The sequence below is a fragment of the Flavobacterium sp. UGB4466 genome, assembly GCF_903469665.1.
GTDB lineage: Bacteria > Bacteroidota > Bacteroidia > Flavobacteriales > Flavobacteriaceae > Flavobacterium > Flavobacterium lipolyticum.
Map to the genome: position 1 here is coordinate 35,130 of NZ_CAGKLC010000001.1, position 20,727 is coordinate 55,856.

At 35.4% G+C, this 20,727-nt stretch carries 18 protein-coding genes; 8 read left to right on the plus strand and 10 right to left on the minus strand.

The features are described from left to right. The first annotated feature begins 173 nt into the window (after positions 1-173). Complete coding sequence (locus JO950_RS00115) at positions 174-2,870, plus strand: reprolysin-like metallopeptidase (protein WP_202700463.1); 2,697 nt, start codon at positions 174-176, stop codon at positions 2,868-2,870. An 84-nt stretch (positions 2,871-2,954) separates the two neighbouring features. On the opposite strand, the gene JO950_RS00120 is transcribed toward JO950_RS00115, so the two are convergent. Beyond that, on the minus strand, positions 2,955-3,638 hold the full coding sequence (locus JO950_RS00120; protein WP_202700464.1) for a ComF family protein: 684 nt from the start codon (positions 3,636-3,638) through the stop codon (positions 2,955-2,957). A gap of 98 nt (positions 3,639-3,736) precedes the next feature. Between JO950_RS00120 and JO950_RS00125 the strand changes: the two genes are divergently transcribed. From JO950_RS00125 to JO950_RS00145, 5 genes are all read left to right on the plus strand, one after another. Further along, a complete protein-coding gene (locus JO950_RS00125) occupies positions 3,737-5,278 on the plus strand; it encodes a glycine--tRNA ligase (RefSeq protein WP_017497392.1) in 1,542 nt (513 codons plus the stop codon). A 261-nt stretch (positions 5,279-5,539) separates the two neighbouring features. After that, positions 5,540-6,349, plus strand: a complete 810-nt coding sequence (locus JO950_RS00130) for a LytTR family DNA-binding domain-containing protein (protein WP_202700465.1) — start codon at positions 5,540-5,542, stop codon at positions 6,347-6,349. A gap of 178 nt (positions 6,350-6,527) precedes the next feature. Beyond that, positions 6,528-6,788 (plus strand): hypothetical protein, encoded by a 261-nt coding sequence (locus JO950_RS00135; protein ID WP_202700466.1) that lies wholly within the window; start codon positions 6,528-6,530, stop codon positions 6,786-6,788. A 185-nt stretch (positions 6,789-6,973) separates the two neighbouring features. Beyond that, a complete protein-coding gene (locus JO950_RS00140) occupies positions 6,974-8,938 on the plus strand; it encodes a tetratricopeptide repeat-containing sensor histidine kinase (protein ID WP_237732246.1) in 1,965 nt (654 codons plus the stop codon). Next, a complete protein-coding gene (locus JO950_RS00145; protein WP_202700468.1) occupies positions 8,935-9,633 on the plus strand; it encodes a response regulator transcription factor in 699 nt (232 codons plus the stop codon). The genes JO950_RS00140 and JO950_RS00145 overlap by 4 nt, the downstream gene beginning before the upstream one ends. 173 nt (positions 9,634-9,806) lie before the next feature. Here the strand turns inward: JO950_RS00145 and thiL are convergent, their stop codons facing one another. After that, the gene (gene thiL, locus JO950_RS00150) at positions 9,807-10,853 is read right to left on the minus strand and encodes a thiamine-phosphate kinase (protein WP_173965104.1); all 1,047 of its coding nucleotides are present in this window, start codon (positions 10,851-10,853) and stop codon (positions 9,807-9,809) included. Positions 10,854-11,248: 395 nt separating this feature from the next. Here thiL and JO950_RS00160 point away from each other — a divergent pair, with 395 nt between their 5' ends. Both JO950_RS00160 and JO950_RS00165 read left to right on the plus strand, forming a co-directional pair. Next, positions 11,249-11,731, plus strand: a complete 483-nt coding sequence (locus JO950_RS00160) for a DinB family protein (RefSeq protein ID WP_202700490.1) — start codon at positions 11,249-11,251, stop codon at positions 11,729-11,731. A 50-nt stretch (positions 11,732-11,781) separates the two neighbouring features. Continuing rightward, complete coding sequence (locus tag JO950_RS00165; RefSeq protein WP_202700491.1) at positions 11,782-12,282, plus strand: DinB family protein; 501 nt, start codon at positions 11,782-11,784, stop codon at positions 12,280-12,282. A 47-nt stretch (positions 12,283-12,329) separates the two neighbouring features. Here JO950_RS00165 and JO950_RS00170 read toward each other — a convergent pair whose 3' ends face one another. From JO950_RS00170 to JO950_RS00205, 8 genes are all read right to left on the minus strand, one after another. After that, entirely contained in the window at positions 12,330-13,286 is a 957-nt protein-coding gene (locus JO950_RS00170) for a YafY family protein (RefSeq protein ID WP_202700606.1), read from the minus strand. Between the two features lie 622 nt (positions 13,287-13,908). Next, the gene (locus tag JO950_RS00175) at positions 13,909-14,205 is read right to left on the minus strand and encodes a type II toxin-antitoxin system RelE/ParE family toxin (protein ID WP_202700494.1); all 297 of its coding nucleotides are present in this window, start codon (positions 14,203-14,205) and stop codon (positions 13,909-13,911) included. Positions 14,206-14,208: 3 nt separating this feature from the next. After that, positions 14,209-14,430: an addiction module protein gene (locus JO950_RS00180; RefSeq protein ID WP_202700496.1), complete on the minus strand. Its 222-nt coding sequence runs from the start codon at positions 14,428-14,430 to the stop codon at positions 14,209-14,211. A gap of 236 nt (positions 14,431-14,666) precedes the next feature. Then, positions 14,667-16,463 (minus strand): translation elongation factor 4, encoded by a 1,797-nt coding sequence (gene lepA / locus JO950_RS00185; protein WP_202700498.1) that lies wholly within the window; start codon positions 16,461-16,463, stop codon positions 14,667-14,669. Between the two features lie 261 nt (positions 16,464-16,724). Beyond that, positions 16,725-17,399, minus strand: a complete 675-nt coding sequence (locus tag JO950_RS00190) for a hypothetical protein (protein ID WP_237732247.1) — start codon at positions 17,397-17,399, stop codon at positions 16,725-16,727. Positions 17,400-17,403: 4 nt separating this feature from the next. Then, a complete protein-coding gene (locus JO950_RS00195) occupies positions 17,404-18,396 on the minus strand; it encodes an alpha/beta fold hydrolase (RefSeq protein WP_202700500.1) in 993 nt (330 codons plus the stop codon). 342 nt (positions 18,397-18,738) lie between these two features. Continuing rightward, positions 18,739-19,851 (minus strand): helix-turn-helix domain-containing protein, encoded by a 1,113-nt coding sequence (locus tag JO950_RS00200; protein WP_202700502.1) that lies wholly within the window; start codon positions 19,849-19,851, stop codon positions 18,739-18,741. A gap of 133 nt (positions 19,852-19,984) precedes the next feature. Next, positions 19,985-20,512: a CvpA family protein gene (locus tag JO950_RS00205; RefSeq protein ID WP_202700507.1), complete on the minus strand. Its 528-nt coding sequence runs from the start codon at positions 20,510-20,512 to the stop codon at positions 19,985-19,987. Between the last annotated feature and the right edge of the window lie 215 nt (positions 20,513-20,727).

Here is a 20,727-nt window from a genome sequence, read left to right on the forward strand (position 1 = left end):
TTTATACTATTCTATTTTAAATTTAATGCTAAGCGTAATTGATTTTTTACGCTCCAACTGTTAGTTTTTGTGAAAATAGGTCAGTCTATAATTTAAAACTGTATAATTGTCTCTAATAAGTGTAAGATTTTGATTTAATTCGCGTAATTTTGATATACTTTTATATTTAGAATATGAAAAAAAACCTACTTTTTTTATTTTTTACTTTTTGCTGTGCTGGTGTATATGCCCAAAATGATGGTTTGTGGCAAAAAGTTGATGCTGTTTCACTAAGCAAAAGAGGAGTTATGCCTCAATCAGGGCGATTGTACTATAAGCTGAATTCAGATTTTCTGAAGGCTAAACTTAGTGTTACTACTGCTAGAACAGCAAGAAATACTTCGACAGAAATTACATTCCCTAATGCCGGAGGTGTACTGGAACGTTTTTCAGTTTGGGAATCTTCTAATTTTGAGCCTGAGTTACAGGCAAAATATCCGGAAATCAGAGCTTATGAAGGACGCGGTTTAGACGACAAGACGGCGAAGATTTATTTTAGTGTAGCGCCAATTGGGGTTCAGACGATGGTACTTCGTACAGATAAGCCATCAGAATATATCGAGCAAAATCAGGAAGACAAATCGTCCTATGTTTTGTTTACCAAAAATGATGTAGCTTCAAAATCTCGCTTGACTTGTAAAACAACAGATGTATTAGCCCATACAAGTACTTCACCCAATACTGCAAAATCGGCAGCAAACAATAAAGTTTTCAAAACCTTTAGACTGGCACTGTCTTGTACAGGTGAATACACCGCTTATTTTGGAGGTACAAAAGCAGGTGCATTGGCAGGAATGAATGCTACTTTGGCACGAGTAAATGCTGTTTTTAATAAAGACCTCGCTGTAAGAGTGGTGTTAATTGCCAATAATGATGCTGTAATTTATACCAATGGGCTAACAGATCCTTATTCTAATCCAGATAGAGGAACCTCTAAAGATCCTTCAGATGGTAATGATTATTGGAGCAAAGAAGTTCAAAGCACTTTAACGAGTGTAATTGGAGAAGCTAATTATGATATCGGACATTTGTTTGGAGCGTCAGGAGGAGGAGGAAATGCAGGTTGCATTGGCTGTGTTTGCGATAGTCCGACACCGTCTGATGCAATGGGGAAGGGAAGTGCTTATACATCACCGTCTGACCAGAAACCGGAAGGTGATAGCTTTGATATTGATTTTGTTGCTCATGAAATGGGACATCAGTTTGGAGGATATCATACTTTTTCTTTTGATGGATCAGAAAGAACAGGCTTAAATGTTGAACCGGGAAGCGGATCAACTATAATGGGTTATGCAGGAGTGTCTAAGGGCTATGATGTTCAGAATCATTCAGACGATTATTTTGCTTACGCCAGCATTCTGCAAATCCAGAATACGTTGTCTGGAAAGAATTGTCCCGTTAGTACAGCCATAGCAAATAATCCTCCGGTAGTTGATGCCGGTGCAGATTATACAATTCCGATTAGTACACCGTTTATTTTAACCGGTACTGGTTCAGCTGTTACTGGTGTGACCTATACCTGGGAGCAATTGGATAGTGCGTCGGGATCATCAACTGCAAACAGCAATAGTACAGCCTATCCTGAAAAACCAAATGGACCTCTATTTAGGTCTGTACGTCCGGGGAATTCACTTGTTCGTTATATGCCCGACTTGAACACTGTACTTTTGAACAAGTTGACCACAACTTGGGAATCGGTTTCTTCTGTTGCAAGAACATTGCATTTTACCCTGACTGCAAGAGACAATGGTGCATCGGGAGTTGCACAGACGAATACTGATACAATGATTGCAACGGTCGTAACTAGTGCCGGACCATTTACGGTTACTTCGCAAAATACAGATGACGTTAGTTGGCCAATAGGATCGAACCAGACTATAACATGGGCAGTGAACAATACCAGTACACTACAGGGATCTTCGTCAGTAAATATCAAGCTATCAACAGATGGAGGTCTGACATTTCCAATAATTTTAGCCTCAAACACACCGAATGACGGTTCGCAAACCGTTCAGATTCCGACCAGTGTAACTGCTTCAACAAATTGCAGACTTAAGATTGAACCAACAGCAAATATTTATTATGCTTTAAATAGTAAGTCGTTTGCAGTGGGGTATACTTCAACGACAACTTGTGATTCTTATAGTTTCGGGAATGCTTTTGCTATTCCTTCCGGAAATTCCTTTACTTCTAAAACGGTAAATGTGCCGGCATCAACCGGGACAATTTCCGATGTAAATGTTTTGGTTAATGTAACACACGATAAGCTTTCAGATTTCGAATTGCAAATAGTAAATCCGCAGGGTACGGTGGTTAATTTATATAATCGTAACAGCTGTGGCGGAATAAATTCTACTTTGGCTCTTCAGTTTGACGATGCCGGAGTTGCTTTAGATTGTTCCAAAACTACAAGTCAGATTGTTGTTCCAATTGATTTATTGAGTGTGTTTAACGGTCAGGATCCTAAAGGAACCTGGAGTTTTAGAGTTCGAGATGCAGTTTCGGGTAATTTTGGAACTATAAATTCAGCTTCATTGAATATTTGCAATAAAGCATTTTTTTTAGGAGAGATTGATATTGAAAATGTAGCGTTTACTTTATACCCGAATCCGAACAGAGGAAATTTTACCATTCAGTTTACTAGTGATTCAATCAACAGAGTTCAGGTTTATGTACACGATATTCTTGGCAGACAAGTATATTTTAACTCTTTTGATAAAACGCCTTATTTTAATCAAAATATTCAATTAGCAGGAGCTACAGCAGGGATGTACCTGGTGACTGTAATAGAGGGGGAGCGCAGAACGGTTAAGAAAATAGTCCTATACTAGAGAAAAGATAAATTTTTGAAAAAAATCCAAATTTCAATAACTGCTGTTGTTGGAGTTTGGATTTTTTTTGATTGGAATTTTATCTTATGAATTTGCCATTGCCATACAGACAATGCTGATTTTGGCACCGGGAATTTTTTGTAAAGCTCTGGAACAGGCCTCAAGGGTAGCGCCCGTTGTCAATACATCGTCAACGATTAAAAAATGTTTGTTGTGATTTTCATTCGAAAATTTGACGTCGAAGATGTTTTCGATGCTTTCAGATCTTCCTAAAAGATTTTTTTTAGATTGGGTTTTTGAATATTTTTTTCGATACAATAAGCCTGGGTCAAAAGGAATTGCCAGACTTTTAGATAAAGTGGTGCCAAAAGTAGTCACCTGATTATAACCTCGTTTTTTTAGTTTTTTGGGATGCAGTGGTACAGGAATGATTACATCAAAAGGAATTTTTAAACGTAATTCTTTTAAATCTTCGGCATACCAATTACCTAGAAAAGTCCCGATTTCTTCATGACCTTTGTATTTGAGATTATGGATCAGTTCCTGAACAATTCCTTTTTTGTTGAAATACAAAAATGCCGATGCATGCTGCATGTCGATTCTTCCATAAAATTTCTTCACAGCCTCATTTTTTGGATTCAAATGGTATTGAGTAAGAGGTAATTCGTGGCGACAACGGGTGCACAAAATAGTTTCACCACTAAGTAAAAGGGTGTGACATCCTACACAAACTTTAGGAAAAAAGAGGTTGATGAGATAATTAAACACAAATAGAAAGAATTTAGCTATAAAAATAACCAAATCATTGCTTCAAACTTTATTATTTTTCTTTTTTTTAAAAGTACTTTTTATATTTTTGCATCACTATGGCAAAACAAGAAGATTTATTTAAGAATGTGGTTTCGCACGCAAAAGAGTACGGATTTATTTTTCCGTCAAGCGAAGTATACGATGGATTAAGTGCAGTGTATGATTATGCACAAAATGGCGTCGAGTTAAAAAAGAATATTCGTGAATATTGGTGGAAATCAATGGTTCAGATGAATGAAAATATTGTCGGTTTGGATGCTGCAATATTAATGCACCCAACAACCTGGAAAGCTTCAGGCCACGTTGATGCATTTAATGACCCATTAATTGACAATAAAGATTCAAAGAAAAGATACAGAGCCGATGTTTTGGTAGAAGATTATGCTGAAAAACTTAATCTGAAAGCTAAAAAAGAAATTGAAAAAGCGAGTGCTCGTTTTGGAGATGCTTTTAATGAGCAGGAATTTGTTACTACAAATGCCCGTGTAATTGAATATCTGGCTAAAGAAAAAGAAATTAGAGAGCGTTTAGGACGTTCTTTAGGAAATGGAGATTTAGAAGACGTAAAAGCACTAATCGAAGAATTAGAAATTGCTGATCCTGAAACAGGTTCCAGAAACTGGACGGATGTGAAACAGTTCAATTTAATGTTCGGTACGAAGTTAGGAGCTTCTGCAGAGTCTGCAATGGATTTGTATTTGCGTCCCGAAACGGCTCAGGGTATTTTTGTGAATTTCCTTAATGTACAAAAATCGGGTCGTATGAAAGTTCCTTTTGGAATTGCTCAAACGGGTAAAGCGTTCAGAAATGAAATTGTTGCAAGACAATTTATTTTCCGTATGCGTGAATTTGAACAAATGGAAATGCAGTTTTTTGTACGTCCGGGTGAAGAAATGAAATGGTACGAACACTGGAAGACTACTCGTTTAAATTGGCACCTGTCTTTAGGTTTAGGAGAGCAAAACTATCGTTTTCACGATCATGAAAAGTTAGCACACTATGCAAATGCTGCTGCAGATATCGAGTTCAACTTCCCATTCGGATTTAAAGAATTAGAAGGGATTCACTCTCGTACAGATTTTGATTTAAAAGCACACGAAGAATATTCCGGTAGAAAATTGCAATATTTTGACCCTGAGTTGAATGAAAACTACGTGCCATATGTAGTGGAAACTTCTGTAGGTTTAGATCGTATGTTCCTGGCTGTTTTTGCCACTTCTTTGCAAGAAGAAGTTTTAGAAGACGGATCAACAAGAACCGTATTGAAATTGCCGGCCGTTTTAGCTCCAACAAAAGCAGCTGTATTACCATTAATTAAAAGAGATGGTTTACCTGAGATTTCTAAAAAAATCATCGAAGATTTAAAATGGGATTTCAACGTAGCATATGATGAAAAAGATGCAGTAGGTCGTCGATACAGAAGACAGGATGCACTTGGAACACCATTTTGTATTACTGTAGATCATCAAACGATTGAAGACGAAACTGTAACGATTCGTCACAGAGATACAATGAAACAAGATCGCGTTAAGATCTCTGAATTAAAAGACATCATCGAGAACGAGGTTTCAATGAAAAACTGGTTGATGAAAATGTAATATTTACGACATTTAGATATAAAAGCCCAAATTCCTTTAAGGAATTTGGGCTTTTTTAATACCGAATAGTGTATTTTGGCGATTATTTTTGCATTTCATCCTTTTGTGTTAACATTTGTTTGTAATATATTAACAATGAAATAGCAGAATAATTGAAATTTGTATTTTTAATTGCGAATAAATAGCGAAACAGGAGCCTTTTAAAAGGATCGATGAAATAAAAGTTTGTCGGGGGTTTAGGAAAAATCAACTAAAGTAAGATTGAAAAAGTATTCGTATATTATTATTGACGATGATGTGGAAAGTATTTTGAAAACCAGAACGATTGCAGAAGGTTTTTCAGAACTTACTTTTGTGGGATCGGCTGCGAATTATCAATCGGGATTGAATTTGGTTTTAGAGCATCGACCACACCTCATTTTGTTAGAAATAGATCCGAAAGACAGATCAAGCAATTTGTCACTTGCTTTTGTAAATGAACTTCATCGGTTCTTGTCGCTTATTCCTAAGATCATAATCACAACAACAAAAAAAGAGCTTGCTTTTGAGGCTATTCAGCATGGTGTTTTTGATTATATTTTAAAACCTGTTCTACGGATCGACTTGATGAAGACTATTCTGAAACTCGAAAAAGCATTTCCTGCAGATGATTCTGATACCGTTGAGGAAGACAGTACGCCATTGAGTGAATTGTTTGCTGAACCGGCAAAAAGTACTGAGCAGCCCCTTGTGTTATGTGTGAAATCCTATGGAGATTATCGCTACATCAATTCCAATGATATTAGTTACTTTCAGGCAGATAATAATTCGACCGATATTTATTTGAATTCAGGCGAAATGATAACCGCTTTTAAAACCTTAAAGCATTTTGAAGGCGTATTGTCGCATCCTTTCATTAGGATTCATAACAGTTACATCATCAATCAAAATTATATTGCAAGAATCCATAGCGGGAACTCGACTTGTTATATCAGGAATTCCTCCAAAAAGATTCCTTTTTCGAAAACCTATAAATCAAATGTTGACTTAATTATTGCTGATTTCGCTATAGGGAATTATTTAGAAGTGTAAAAAATAAGCAACTACATTGATTTGCCCCTCATTGACTATCAATTGGGTACGATCTACCATAAACCTTTTTTTTCCTGTTATTTTTTTTAAATGTGTATTTAGTTTTACACCATGATTCGCGCATAGCGATGATTTTTAAAACTAAAAAAAAACAACAAACATTTAATACCCTCAAATTATGAAAAAAGCAGCTTTAGTATTAGGAATATTTTCTTTAGTAATGGTTTCAACTTCTTTTTCTTCTCCTGAAGTTCCGAATAATTTATCTGCTTCGGCAGTATTTTTTGATGGATCTATTTTTGGTGGTGGAGCTACTAATCAGGGACGACAAAAAGCAGATGTTGCTTCATTAGCAAGTAATTTAAAATCAAATAGTAAGCAATTAAGTAGTTTTGCTTCAGATAGTCAATCAACAAGAATGACTGTAAAAGTAGACTAAGAGAAAAATACAAACGATAAGAAAAAGGCTGTCCATTACGGACAGCCTTTTTTTGTGTCTATACTTTTAGTATTTTTGGTAAAACTCTTATAACGATATTGAAAAATACTTCTCTAATATTATTCCTTTTTTGTTTTGTTTTTTTGGGTTGTAGCGAAAAGAATAAAGAACACAAACCTGATATTTTGCAAGAAGATAGTCTTGCTATTTACCTTTCGTTGGCAAAGGATATCAATCTGCCTCTTGAGTATAAAAAGAAATACAATACAAAAGCATTGATGATTATTACGAATCAGGAAGATGATTCGCTTAATAAAGTAAATCTTTTTAAAGTTGCCAACCGGTATTACAATATGAATGAATGGAAAGATTATCTTCAAACCACAAAATTCATTTTGAAACGATCGATAGACTCCGGGGATTCTGTTAATGTAGCTAAAGCGTACAGTTATTTAGGAGATTATTATGTGTCAAAATCGGTATCAGACAGTGCCTTTTTGAATTATTTTAAGGCCGAGAAAGTTTATTCAAAAATAAATGACAGGTACAATTTAGCTAAGACCTATTTGAACAAAGCGAATCTTCAGTTTAATGAAGGAGATTATTTTGAAAGTGAAATTAGTGTTTTTAAAGCGCTTCGGATCTTAAAGGAGGAAAAGAATGTCAATGATTTGCTTTATGATTGTTACAACTTATTGGGGTTGTTGTACAATGAACGGGAAGAGTTTAATAAGGCTCTTGAATTTCATAATAAAGCATTGGCGATTCTCACAGATAAATCAATCCCGGCTGAGTTTCAATTGAAAGCAACATCATTAAATAATATAGGTTTTGTCAATTTAAAGAAACATAACTACAAGATTGCAAAGTCATATTTTAAGGAAGCTTTGGAAGAGAAAAATTTGTACAAACAAAATGCAACATTGTACGCTATCATCTTAGATAACTTGGCTTATTCTAGATTTAAGTTAGAAGAGCCTGAGGAATTATCTACCCAGTTTTATAAATCATTGAAAATCAGAGACAGTCTTGGTCTTAAATCGGGGGTGGTTTTAAGTAAAATGCATTTGTCGGAATATTTTGCTTCCAAAAAAGATACTTTTAAAGCTATTCAATATTCAAAACAGGCTTTGATTTTGTCCCGTAGCTCAAATCAAATCAATAATGTTTTGGAAGTTCTGAGGCAAATTGCCGTTGTAGATCCTCAAAATGCGTCCGTTTATTCCGCAGAGTTTATTCAGTTAAACGACAAGATGCTTAAATTGGAGAGAAACATGGGGGAAAAATTTTCCAGAATACAATATGAAACCAGCGAAATAAAGAACCAAAATTCAAGTTTACAGGAGAAAAATAAAACTTTAATTTATGTTTTCAGTATTTGCACATTAATTGGTCTGTTTTTTTATGTTTATAAAACACAGCAGGCCAGACACAGGGAATTACTCTTTAAACAACAGCAGCAGGTTGCGAACGAAGACATCTATAATTTGATGATTTTGCAGCAAAATGACATTGAACAAACCCGAATTAAAGAAAAGAAAAAAGTAGCGCAGGATTTACACGATGGTGTGTTGGGAAGAATGTTTGGTGTGAGAATCAGTCTTGATAGTTTAGATAAAGTAGATGAGGGTGAGGCGGCTCCTAAGAGAAAAAAATACCTTGAGGAACTGAAAAAAATTGAAGAAGATATACGTGAGATTTCGCATGATTTAAACAGAGAAAAATCGGAATTAATTAATAATTTTATCGCGATTTTAAACAAATTGTTTGAGGATCAAAGAAACACCTATGAGGTAAAATTAATTAGTTCTTTTGATTCCAATATTAAATGGGAACTCGTGAGTAATAACGTAAAAATTAATTTATACAGAATTATTCAGGAAGCGCTTCAAAATTGCAATAAGTATGCGAAGGCGAGTACAATAGTGGTTGAATTCAAAAGTGAAGTCGACCATTTGGTTTTGTCAATTGCTGATGACGGAATCGGGTTTAATACCAAAACAACAAGAAAAGGTATAGGATTGCATAATATTCAATACAGAGCGACAGAATGTAAAGGCTCTGTTTTCTTAAAATCGGCCAAAGGAGAAGGAACTCTTATGATAGTTAAAATTCCAATAGATCAAAAAATAAATCTACAGCATACATGACAATTGACCCCAATCCACAGGCTCCTCAATTAATTAGGAAAAACATTTTAATTGTTGACGATCACCCTTTTATTATTGAAGGATATAAGAATGCGATAACACGTTATAATCCTGATAAGTATCAGTTTTTTATTTTGCAGGCCCATGATTGTAAATCAGGGTATGATTTAATCGAAGATGCTCAGACTCCTGAATTTGATGTTGCTTTTTTAGATATCAGCATGCCTCCATACGAAGAAAAGAATATTTTTTCGGGTGAAGATCTGGCGAAATTACTTCTGAAGAAAATGCCAAAATGCAAAATAATTCTGTTAACAATGTATACCGAATTATTAAAAATTAAAACAATCATCAGAACCATTAGCCCCAATGGTTTAATTATCAAAAATGATCTCACTTTTGATGAATTGCTTTTTGCATTTGATAAAGTAATGAAAAGTGATAAATATTACAGCCAGTCCGTTCAGAAGATACTCAATCAATCGGCTCATAATTCTATTGAAATTGATGAGTTTGACAAGCAAATTTTATTTCACTTGTCAAAAGGAACTTCTGTAGCAGACATGCCGCAATACATTCCAATTTCTGTTAATGAAATCGAAAAGCGCAAAGCGGGTCTTAAAGAACTGCTTAAAGTGAGAAGCGGTTTTGATGAAGACCTGGTCAAAGAAGCGAAATGTAAAGGGCTTTTTTAGAAGGGGAAATTCCAAAAAAAAATCCAAATTCCAGGGATATTACCGGAATTTGGATTTTTTTTATTTCAGTCTCAGTTCTCAGTTCTTAGTTCTCAGTCTCAGTCTCAGTTCTCAGTTTCATTTTTACTAAAGACTGCGACCGGGAACTGCGCCTGAAAACTGCGACTAAAAAACTACTCCGTCAGAGCATCCCAGCCACGGGCTTTCAGTGCAATTTTTGTATTGGCACGGGTTACCAGATGAACTCCTTCGCTTTCATCAGCCATGTGACCAATAATCGAGAAGTTAGGGTTGCCTTTTATTTTATCAAAATCATTAATATCGATGGTGAATAATAATTCATAATCTTCACCGCCATTTATAGCAACCGTTGTACTGTCGATATTGAATTCTTCACAGGTCGAAATGAATTGAGGGTCTAGCGGAAGTTTATCTTCATACAAATTACAACCCACTTTTGATTGTTTGCAGAGATGCATAATTTCAGAAGACAATCCGTCTGAAATATCAATCATCGCTGTAGGTTTAATTTCAAGTGCATGCAATAAAGTACGAACATCTTTTCGGGCCTCTGGTTTTAACTGGCGCTCGATCAAATAACTGTACATATCCAGATCCGGCTGGCTGTTAGGATTCACCTGAAAAACCTGTTTTTCACGCTCCAATACCTGCAATCCCATATAAGCTGCTCCTATGTCTCCGGTAACAACAAGTAAGTCGGTTTGTTTGGCACCATTTCGGTAAACAATTTCTTCTTCGTTAGCTTCACCAATTGCAGTGATGCTAATAATTAGTCCTTTTTGCGATGAGGTAGTATCACCACCAATAACATCTACTTTGTACTCTTTTGCAGCATGTGTAATGCCTTCAAATAATTCTTCTAAGGCTTCTAGTGGGAAACGATTAGAAACCGCCACAGAAACCGTTATTTGCGTTGGTTTTGCATTCATCGCACAAATGTCGGACAGGTTAACAACAACCGATTTGTAACCTAAATGTTTTAAAGGCATATACGCCAGGTCAAAATGTACGCCCTCAATTAATAAATCGGTGGAGACCACTACTTTTTTGTCCTTAAAATCAAGGACAGCGGCATCATCGCCTATACTTTTTAGGGTAGATTCCTGAGTGACATCAAAATTTTTGGTTAAATGGTCAATTAGGCCAAACTCGCCTAATTGTGCTATACTGGTACGTTGCGGATTTTTATCTTCGATCATTTTCTTTTAAGTTCCAAAGTTTGTAAGGGGCAAAGGTACAAAGGTTTTGTTTAATTTTTTGGATTGTCGTCTGCATTACTTTTTCATTATGAAGAGCTTTACCGGAAAAGTCGATTCCGTTTATTTTCGATAGGATTCTTCCCGCCTTCAAATTAGATAAATTCAAAAGGGAAGAAGCTGCTTCATCTGTATTTTTACTGAGCAAATTTATTGTTTTGTTTTTTAGAGTTTGTTTATCAGTGATTTATGGCGTTGAATCTGAGCAAAATGTAATAAATTTGTGCGTCCTGCTGTTAGAAAAGAAAATATTTTTAAAATTTTATTTTCCTGCTGACATACTGTTGTCACCGACCCTCAATACTTTTGAAGTATCAAATAATTAAAACTTTAAAATTATGAAAACATTAGCAGCTCAAGTAATTACTCCAGAAGATTTATTGATACACTGGCAAGGACACCGTAAGCTTACACGTAACCTTATTGAAAAATTTCCGGAGAAAGATTTTTTCGAATTTTCAATTGGAGGAATGCGAACTTTCGCCAAGTTGACCGATGAGCTTTTAGCTATCGCAGTTCCGGGTATTAAAGGAATTGTAAACAGAGAAGTGAAGCCATTTTCAGAAGAAGCAACAGAGAAACTGATTTTCAAAGCGCAATATCTTGAAAAATGGGATGAAGCAACAGCTGAAATCAATGAACTCTGGCAAAAATTATCGATCGAAGACTTTAGTGAAAATTTTAACCTTTTTGGTCAGTATGAATTTCCAATATATCAGAACATACTGTATTTTATTGACAATGAAGTACACCACCGCGGACAAGGATATGTGTATTTAAGAGCTTTAAATATAGAACCTCCATTTTTCTGGGAAAGATAATCGTAACCGGAAGTATTTGATAAATTTTATTCTAATATAAATCGAACAGTATGAGTTTTAAAAAAATCATGACCAATTATGCCGCTTATAATTTATGGGTAAATCAACAATTTGTGAATTGGCTTTCGGCAAAAACCGATGAATTGCTGCATAAAGAAGTTCTTTCAAGCTATCCTAGCATTATTAAAACGCTACATCATATTTGGGAAACCGAAGAATACTGGTTTTCAATAATAGCCGAAATTCCACAACCGGAAAGAAGGGAAGCTGTTGATTTGAACAAGGATGAAATATTTGAAGGATTATTGAGTACCTCCACAAAATTAGCTGCATTTATCACATCATTATCAGACGAACAGTTATTGAAAACAATCAAAATTGAAAATCCATGGTTTCAGTGCGAACAGCCTGTAAGCGACTACTTGCTGCAGGTGGTGAATCACGGAACGTATCACCGAGGACAAATTGTAACCATTGGAAGAAATGTTGGTATTACTGATGCTTCTAACACTGATTATAATTTTTACAATGTGGTAAAAGAGAAACACTAGATTTGAAAAACTCCTAAGGATGATATTTTATCTTTAGGAGTTTTTTTTTATAGCAGTCTTTTACGGTTGATTTCCAGTAATTCCAGTGTTTTGGCCTTGAGTATTTCAGGTTCCAGAATCGTAGCGTAATCTCCATACATTAGAAACCATCGCGGAAATGAGTTTTCAATATCGCGTGACATAAAAGTCATTTCTATTTTTCCGTCTACTTCTTTTTCTGAAATGAATCCGTGGTACTTTTTTTCGGTACCCAGGTAACGGGCGATTTTTTTGTCAACTAAAATTCGGACTTTTGTTGTTGGACAAGTTTCTGTTTTTTTGATATAAGTTTCTAAAGCATCGTGTTCGATCGTAAAATCAGAATCTGTTTTTCGAATACCCTGAATTCTGTCTGTTCTAAACTGACGATAGTCTTGTCGTAAATGACAATATCCTAAAAAATACCAGTTGTTGTTATCGTGAAAAACACCCACAGGTTCTATGTTTCTTTGCGTAGCCGTATCGGTTTCGTAGGTTTTGTACGAAAGTAAAAGCTGTTTTTTCTCTGCAATACCTTCAAAAAGAAGTGCTAAAGTATTTGGCGAATTATCATTAAACATCGGTTCGGAAGTGTTCATTATAACCCGCGATTCGATATTGGATAGCCAGTCTTTATCGGTACTTCTTAAAACAGATTTCAGTTTGTACATGGCCGAAGCATAATGAGCTCCAAGCGAAGGATCGGTAAATTTCTGCATAAGTTTTTCGGCAGCAATAAAGCTGCTTACTTCTTCGCGTGTAAACATAACGGGAGGTAATCTGTAACCGTCCATTAACGCATAACCCACTCCGGCTTCACTGTAAATAGGGACTCCTGAAGCTTCCAGCGTTCGAATGTCTCTATAAATCGTTCGTAAACTACAATCAAAACGATCGGCCAATTCCTGTGCTTTTACAATTTTTTTGGATTGTAATTGGATGAGGATGGCGATAATTCGGTCAAATCGTTTTGGAGTTTCGTCCATTTTTTCTAGGTTCAAAGGTTCAGAGGTTCAAAGTTACAAAGGTTTGATGTTTAAAGAAATAAAAAGCTGTTCCAAATTGAGACAGATTGCTTTTGTTTTGCGTCTGCGATATAATGTGCTCATAAGGTTATTGTTGAAATATAAAATAACAGTTTGCTGGTTTCAAAAAGGTATTTCGCTCCATTGGAGCTTTTTGATGCTGGGGAATTACATTTTCGATGCGTATTTTACTCCGCTGGAGCAGTTTGAGATAGAAAAAGTGGTAGTTCTTTTCGAGAAAAATTTTAATTGATGTAAAACAAAGGGGCTGAATCATTTATGAGTCAGCCCCTTTGTTTATTCAGATAATTGGCATTGTTTACTCCGTTGGAGCAAAATATTTATAGATAATAAAAAGCAGTAGGGGGAAAAGCTCCAGCGGAGCGGTATATTTTGCCTTACAGTACAGGGTTTTCTAATTTTTGTAAATATCCTGGTCTGCAAAAATTCACGATAATGTGTTTGAACAAAGTGTATGAATTATTTCAATTACAATAAACAATATGTATTGCTCGCTTCTCTAAAAACACAACAATATTAAAAAGTAAAGTACCGATAACTTTAGTCCTTACCTTCATGTTACTTATTTTTTCCAGATCTCAGGATTTCTTGAAGTATGAAAAACAGCAAGAACGTTTACTGTTTTAAGGTCTTCGTTAATTGAATAATGAATTAAAAACGGAAATTTTTCAATCTTCCAACATCTTATTTCATGATATTTCTTTGAAAACAAATATGGATTTTTCTTTAAAGAATTAATTTGTTTTTTGGTTTGATTTTTAAAACGTGATCCCAAACCTTTTGATTGCATTTCATACCATTCAGAAGTATTTTGAATGTCATTGAAAGCATCAATATCTATTTTTAAAGAGTAATTCAAAAATTATAGATTTTTAGCAACATCATCCCAGTCTAAAAGTCTTTCTGGATTTGCTTTGGCTTTTGTTATTCTGTCTAAAACTATTTTCTGATGCTCAACCGGAATTTCCATACTATCATTCCAGATAGCATCATTGATTTTCAGCCTGTCTTTTGGGGATAGTTGTTTTACTGCCTCAATCAATTGGTTAACACTTAGATTGATGTTTAATTTTATAGTTTCCATAAGAACAAAGTTAATGAAAAAATGATTTTAAAGTGAATGAATTTCTTGACAACAAGATTATTTTTATTTGTCTGCTGCTCCGGCTGGAGGTAATTGAGTTTATTCTGAAGCTTTTTTTGAAAAATAGAATCATTACCATAAATTCCTTTTCAAATTGAAACAAAAAAACCTGACAATTTTCATCATCAGGTTTTCTCTATATTCTTTGTTCTTTACTCTATTTTCTCAAAAAAAACTTAGTCGTTCAATTTCAAAACAGCCATAAATGCCTCTTGTGGAATCTCAACGTTTCCTACCTGACGCATACGTTTCTTACCTTTTTTCTGTTTTTCAAGAAGTTTACGTTTACGGGAGATATCTCCACCATAACATTTTGCGGTAACGTCTTTACGAAGTGCTTTAATCGTTTCACGAGCGATAATTTTAGCACCAATCGCAGCCTGAATCGGAATGTCGAATTGTTGTCTTGGTATCAATTCACGTAATTTCTCGGTCATTTTTTTACCGATGTTGTAAGCGTTGTCTTCGTGAATCAAAGCAGAAAGTGCATCAACCGTTTGAGCGTTCAAAAGAACATCCAGTTTTACCAGTTTTGAAGTTCTCATTCCAATAGGAGAGTAGTCAAAAGAAGCATAACCTTTAGAAACCGTTTTTAAACGATCGTAAAAATCGAATACAATTTCGGCCAATGGCATGTCAAAATTCAGTTCCACACGTTCTGTTGTCAAATACGTTTGATTGGTAATCTGACCACGTTTTTCGATACACAAGCTCATTACGTTTCCAACGAAATCGGCTTTTGTAATGATAGTTGCTTTTATAAAAGGTTCTTCAACACGGTCTAAACGAGAAGGTTCAGGCAAGTCTGAAGGATTGTTCACCACAAATGCAGTTTCGGGATCTTTTTTGGTATACGCCAAATACGAAACGTTAGGTACGGTAGTAATAACCGTCATGTCGAACTCACGCTCTAAACGTTCCTGGATAATTTCCATATGAAGCATTCCTAAGAATCCGCAACGGAAACCAAATCCTAAAGCGGCAGAGCTTTCCGGAGTAAAGACTAATGAAGCATCGTTTAATTGCAATTTCTCCATAGAAGAACGCAGATCTTCATAATCTTCGGTATCAACAGGATAAATTCCGGCGAAAACCATTGGTTTTACATCCTCGAAACCTGTAATCATATTGGTTGTTGGTGTTTTGGCATCTGTAAGAGTATCTCCCACTTTTACCTCTTTGGCTTCTTTAATTCCTGAAATTAAATAACCAACATCACCGGTAGAAATTACATTTTTTGGAACCTGATTTAGTTTTAAAGTCCCCACTTCATCGGCAAAATATTCATTGCCAGTAGCCATGAATTTAATTTTTTGCCCTTTTCTGATTTCACCATTCATCACTCTGAAGATAACCTCGATTCCACGAAACGGGTTGTAATGTGAATCAAAGATCAATGCTTGCAATGGTTCGTCAACATTTCCTTTTGGGGCCGGAATTTTTTCAATAATAGCGGCTAAGATATTCTCCACACCAAAACCAGTTTTTCCCGAAGCATGAATAATATCTTCTAATTTACATCCTAATAAATCGATAATATCATCGCTTACTTCTTCAGGATTGGCACTAGGTAAATCTACTTTATTCAAAACCGGAATAATCTCAAGATCATTCTCTAAAGCCAGATATAAGTTGGAAATAGTTTGTGCCTGGATACTTTGTGCTGCATCAACGATTAAAAGAGCACCTTCACAGGCCGCAATAGATCGCGAAACTTCGTATGAAAAGTCGACGTGACCGGGAGTGTCAATTAAATTTAAAATATATTCTTCTCCCTTGTAAGTGTATTCCATCTGAATGGCGTGACTCTTAATGGTAATTCCACGTTCACGTTCCAGATCCATGTTGTCAAGCAATTGTGCTTTTTCTTCACGAGCTGTAACGGTTTGTGTAGCGCCCAATAAGCGGTCTGCCAGTGTACTTTTACCGTGGTCAATGTGTGCAATAATGCAAAAGTTACGTATCTTCTTCATTTTAATATGTCAATTCTCTAAACGAGTTTAAGTAATTTCCGGGTCTAAACTTGCACTGTAGCAATTGCCTTAGAGCATGTTAATAAACCGCAAAGATAGCGCAAAGTTTTGGATTCTGGAATGTTGATCTCCGATAGTTGAATACGGAATTTTAAAATAGTTTTTAAAAGACTAGATAATACTGTGATTTTTCTAAAAATAGAGCAAATCCGACAGATTTTAAAACCTGTCGGGTTTGGTGTAGCAAAACAATTAACTAAATTATTCTAACTTTAAATTATAACCCAGTTGAAAGTACAACGGAACCATAGGTTTTGTTTTAAAATCCTGGGTAATTACTTTTCCCAGTCGTAAAGTAAGGTCACTTCGGCGAAAGGAATATCCGGCTTGTATGCCGTAGTTGAAATTGCCTCCGGTCGCAGGTTCATACCAACCGTCTTTTACATTGGGATAGACGTCTTTGTAAATAGCCGAATTTTTAAAATGGGTAGCAATGGCTTTATCAAAACCAAATTCTCCGGCGACAAACCATCTCGGTTTATAATACCCAACAATCGCAGTTGCATCGGCGCCAAAGTTTTGTAAGGTGACTAACGGATTTTCGTATCGGCGATAAATTCCGTGAAGGGCGGCATTAAAACGGAAATGATTCAGCTGGTAAAGGTTCAGTTGTCCGCCAATTTTAGTTTTAAAATCATCCAATACTGTTTCGCCTGATGGCAAGGAAAAAGATGCTTCGACTACAATTGGCAGTTTGGTTTTGAGATGGTAACCGTAAGCAAGTTCGTAAACAAAACTATGTTCCCAGCCGGCATTTATGTTTAGAATGTGTTTTTGATTCTTGTTAAGACTTTCCCAGTTTAAGGTTTGAGAATAGGTTTTTCCTACGAAAAGAGAGAAGATAAAGGTGCTGATTAATAATACTGTTTTCATCATGGGATTATTTTAGATCATTTAAATAGTTCAGTACAAAAGGATGCACATTTTCCCATTTGAAGTAGATCATCTCGTGCCCAGTACCTTTTACTTCAGCTAGGGCAGTATTAGGAAAAAAGGCGGCTTCTTTTTGGGCGAAGGATAAACCATAGGACTGATTTAATTCGCCATACAAAAACAGGACTTTCGTTTTGTACTGACTTAGGTTTGTAGTAAAATCAAAGCCTTCATTTTCAGCAATGTCAGTTAAACTTTCTAAAACGGTTGTTCCGATTCGCCAAAATGGGGATGGACCTGAAATACCTTCCTTGTTGCCTTTCGCATAAGAGAAACCTGTAGAAACTCCCAGTTTATAGTCAAGAATTTCATGTTGGTTTTCTTTTCCCGTTAAAAATTGATCGATATACAATAAATTGCTGGTGGCCTCGGAGAATAATTTTATTTTACGGCTCATTTCTCCGTAATCGTCTAATAGTTTTTTGTTTAGTCCGCCCGGTTCCGCCAGAATAACACCATTGATGGCCGTTGGGTATTTGTTGACATAGGCGGCGGCAAGCATGGCGCCCCAGGAATGTCCGAAAAGAAATGTCTTTTGAGTGGGTGTTTTACGGTAATATTTTATGACTTCAGAGAGATCGTCGATCATCAATTGAATGGAGTAGGTGTTTTTGTCGTGTCTTTTGGATAATCCGGAACCTCTTTGGTCGTAAAAAATCACATAGTAACCTTCGTCGGCGAGTTGTTTTACATTCAGACCATTTCTGTAATCGGATCCGGGACCACCATGCAGGAAAACTAACATAGGATGGTTAGGGTTTCCGAAAGTTTCAGCATGAAGTTGTGTTCCGTTTATAAAAATCGAAGGTAAGGTTGGATCCTGGTCGACTGTTTTCGGAACTAAATTTCCTGGTTCATCAACATCATTTTCCTGTTCGCATCCCCAGAAAAGGAAAAGAGAAAGGACAATTGTGACAGAGTAAAAAGCTTTGTTTCTCATTGCATAAATTGGTTTAAATTTCTGCAAAGATGTACTGTGGTACTATGCTGGTCGCCCCAACTTGTAAGGTGGTTCCAGTTTATAACTTAAAAACCTGTCGGGTTTAAAATTGAAGTTATTTCAGGGATTAAGGAATGAGCTCATTTTTTAACACATAGGGACATAGATTTTTATCTTAAAATAAAGGAGATCAAAAAACAAGTTTTCGCACATAGCTATGTTTGTTTGAAACAAATGAAATGCCTTTTTTAAGTTTACAAAGACTATGTTTCTATGTGTTTAGGAGAATTGATTTTTGAATTATAAATTCAAATCCGACAGGTTTTTAAAAACCTGTCGGATTTAAAATGAAAGTTTTTTTAAATATTCAGAAGGAGAAACTCCAGTTGCTTTTTTGAAGTTTCGGTTGAAAGCTGTTTTTGAATTAAATCCGCATTCAAATGCTATGGAGAGAAAAGTAAATTTTTGATTTTCGGGTAAAAGAATGGTTCTTTTAAATTCTTCAACACGCTGGAAATTGATGTAATCGTAAAAGTTTTTCTGTTCTGCCGAGTTGATAACCTGTGAAAGTATGTTGGGATGAACACTTATCTTTTGGGAAAGCTCGGTTAAAGTTAAATCGGCATTTTTGTAGATTTTTTCATCATCCATGAGTTGTGTCAGTCTTTGATGGATAGCCGTAAGTTCTGAAGAAGTAAGTCCTGATTTCTCGTATTTAATTTTTTCAGATGTATTTTTGGTGTCAACGCTTTCAGATGTTAAAGTCTTAGAATGATTATTTTCGGAAAGCGGCTGATTGGTGAAAATTCCAACCTGCTTAACGCCGAAATAACCAATAAAAATGAGATAGAAAACCACAACTGAAAAAATATATTGATCATCAAAGAAGAGAATTGCCAGCCAGATAATGCAAGATCCAAGAATTAAATAGCGCAGCCAGGTCAGGTTGATTCTTTCGGTATGCGAAAATTGATTGTTGATGTTCTTTTGGTGTTTTACAAGTTTTTGCAGCGAAAGTAAAGGATAAATAATTCCCGAAAATACGATTGCAGCATACAAAATAGATATTAGGGTTTCGTAGCCTTTGCCTTTGTTTTTAAAAACGGCTGCTTTTTCTTCGAAAGACAAATTATAAAACGGAATCAGTATCAGAATGGCAGCTAGAAAAGGAATAAAATGTAAAAGATTAAACTTTTTATAGCGATTTTGGTTCGTTAAAGCCGAAGTGTATAAAAATAAAAAAGGTCCCTGAACTAAAGGCATTGGGAGTTCTAAACCCAGTAAAAAAGGGAAGTCCCTATAGTCATTTTTGTAATGAAGATAGAACAGGAATAAATGAAAGCCGGTAAAAAACAGCCAAAGTGCCAGAATCTTGTCGGCCTCGGTTTTGTTCCTTTTGCTTGCCAGTACAACAACCAAAAAAAAGGTGATTATAATGCCGGTTAAATACAACATACAGGTCTGGGGTATAAATTAAATCGGTTGTTAAAATATCGACCAAGATAATTTATTTTGCTCAATTGTCTGCAGTTGAGGTGTTTTGCAAAGATTAATTTTTTATAACCTGTTTGGCAAAGTAGTGAGACTATTATTCCTCTTTAGACGTTTCTGTATGGTGGCCTTTAAATTCCCCATACCATTTTTCGATTGATGGATAAACAAAAGCGGCTACTTTTTTAACCGGATTGTAAAAAATAGAATGATCCAAGGTTTCTTTTTTAGCAAAAGTGTTATTGAAATTGATCTTCTCAAAAAGAGCGATAAAAATACTTAAGATTAGTATGGTTTTTAAAATTCTGAAAAAGCCACCGCCTAATTTATTGGGTAATCCCAAAAAGGCAAAATCGGCAATTCCGGTAAGGATTTTAGCTAGGAAGTAAATACCAATTACCACTAAAATAAAAGTGAGAATAAAAGCAGTGATTTGTATCGTGTTCGGATTCCAGGAAACATGCTTCATGATCAATTCTTTCATAAAAGAAGAGAATTTAATCGCAATATAGATTCCCAACAATAAAGAAACGAAAGAAGCAACTTCTACAAAAAGCCCGTTTTTAATTCCTTTATATAAACTAAAAGCTAAAAGAGCGGCCACAATTATATCAAAAAAACTCATATTTGGGTGTGTTTAAAAAAGCGCAAAGATATACTTTTTTAGGTTCGGAGGTTCAGAGTGGCAAAGGTTCAGCTGTTTTTTTGGAGTTCTTCTTTTCTAAGTGTTTAATTTTTTTAGGTGCAATGTGTTGAACTATGTATCTTTGTAAATCAAAATTTAGTGTTAAGATTGTAATTCTGTCCCCTTCAGAATTGAATTTTGCAACAATCTAAGAT